At 39.9% G+C, this 1,658-nt stretch carries 1 protein-coding gene and 2 pseudogenes; all 3 read right to left on the minus strand.

Translation table 11 applies throughout. From position 1 onward, the window contains the following. Positions 1–138, minus strand: a pseudogene (locus H5183_RS21980) (transposase); the annotation flags it as partial. A 196-nt stretch (positions 139–334) separates the two neighbouring features. Next, positions 335–1,339 carry a transposase gene (locus H5183_RS21270; protein ID WP_182732664.1) on the minus strand — a complete coding sequence of 335 codons (1,005 nt, stop codon included), beginning with the start codon at positions 1,337–1,339 and terminating at the stop codon, positions 335–337. Between the two features lie 89 nt (positions 1,340–1,428). Beyond that, positions 1,429–1,658, minus strand: a pseudogene (locus tag H5183_RS21275) (alpha-amylase family glycosyl hydrolase); the annotation flags it as partial.

The raw sequence follows: 1,658 nt of genomic DNA on the forward strand, positions 1-1,658 counted from the left end.
TGCTTTTTTACGCCCTAGCTCATCGAATGTGCCGCTCCATTCTTTACTCGCATTCGATTTCAATTTGCATCCATCAATGGCAAACATGTTACGACCTATCAAGCCTTCTTCGTCGCATATCATCAGTAAACAATAAAAAGAACAGACACATATTTTGTGTCAGAGAATTTAGCACCTCTCCCGTCATAGGTAACCGTATCATTATTTTTTGCACACTATTAGTGTTAGTTACAGAGCTTAGAATTGAGGTGCTTGGAAAGAATTTTAGGCGAAGCTAGGCCGTCACTTTGTTCAATAGTGTATTTTTAAAACAACCTAATAATGATGCAACTGTTCAGCCTGTGCCTTTGTACCATTTTACATCATTACTGGCGGCTTGCTGCTTTAACCGTTGTTTGCTGCCTGCAAAATTTGAGTACTGCTGCCTAAAACGTTGAATTGATTCAAGCCATTGTGCCTCTTCTATATTCAAAGTCAGGAGCACTTTTGGCATAGTTTTGTTGATATGCCCTTTTTTCTTTGGATCTATGTGGCGGCCACTCCAGTCGACTAATTCAATATAATCCAGTAAGGCAAAGGGGATCGTGTGTTTAATGTGATTGCCGCCAAATGGTTTTAACTGTGCTGGTTGGCTTTCATGCTGAATATTATCTTTTTGTTTGAGAAGCTTATTCGCTTTAACCGTGTCTGTGGTAAAGGCTTTAAAGTGCGCTATACGTTCTTGAATTGAGGTGAAATCACTGTCTTCAAGCGTATCGGCTATGTTTGCTCTGATAGGGTTCAAATCAACGTAGGCCATGCAACTGAGCACTGCGGTTTCATCTAATAATGCTTGCGACTTATAGCGCCCTTCCCAGTACTTACCCGTGCAGTTATCTTCTTTATTGGCCTCGCGGGCAATGTACTCATTGAGGTTTTTCATATACCAGCTGATGTCATACAATCTTTCTCGCCATTTAGCGATGATCTCATTAAAAAAGAGCAAACTTGGCTTATCTAACTGCTCACCTTTTAAGTGGCGGTCGACTAAAAAGTGGCCGTTATAAAGCTGATACCAGCGTTTAATTACTTCATCATCGGACCAATCAAGTGCTTGACGCCTATTGACGTTCACAACAAGGTGGTAGTGATTGCTCATAATCGCGTAGGCAGCAACTTCAATGGCGAACACACTACTTAATAACTTAATTCGCTCTACTAACCACTCCCTACGATGATCAAAGTTTTTACCTGTGTATTTATCATCACCACACAAGAATGCACGTCTCACGCATCGTGAGATTAAGTGATAATAAGATGTCGATGCTAAATCAATAAGCTTTTTTCTTGCGCGAGTCATAATATATCAACTTCATCAGATACTGTATGTAATAACAGTAGTTGATGCTATGATTTTTGCAAAAAAAATGTGCCTGTCCTTTTTTACTCATTGACGTTCACAACAAGGTGGTAGTGATTGCTCATAATCGCGTAGGCAGCAACTTCAATGGCGAACACACTACTTAATAACTTAATTCGCTCTACTAACCACTGCCTACGATGATCAAAGTTTTTACCTGTGTATTTATCATCACCACACAAGAATGCACGTCTCACGCATCGTGAGATTAAGTGATAATAAGATGTCGATGCTAAATCAATAAGCTTTTTTCTTGCGC

Origin of the sequence: Pseudoalteromonas sp. SR44-8 (assembly GCF_014163635.1) — a bacterium.
GTDB lineage: Bacteria > Pseudomonadota > Gammaproteobacteria > Enterobacterales > Alteromonadaceae > Pseudoalteromonas > Pseudoalteromonas rhizosphaerae.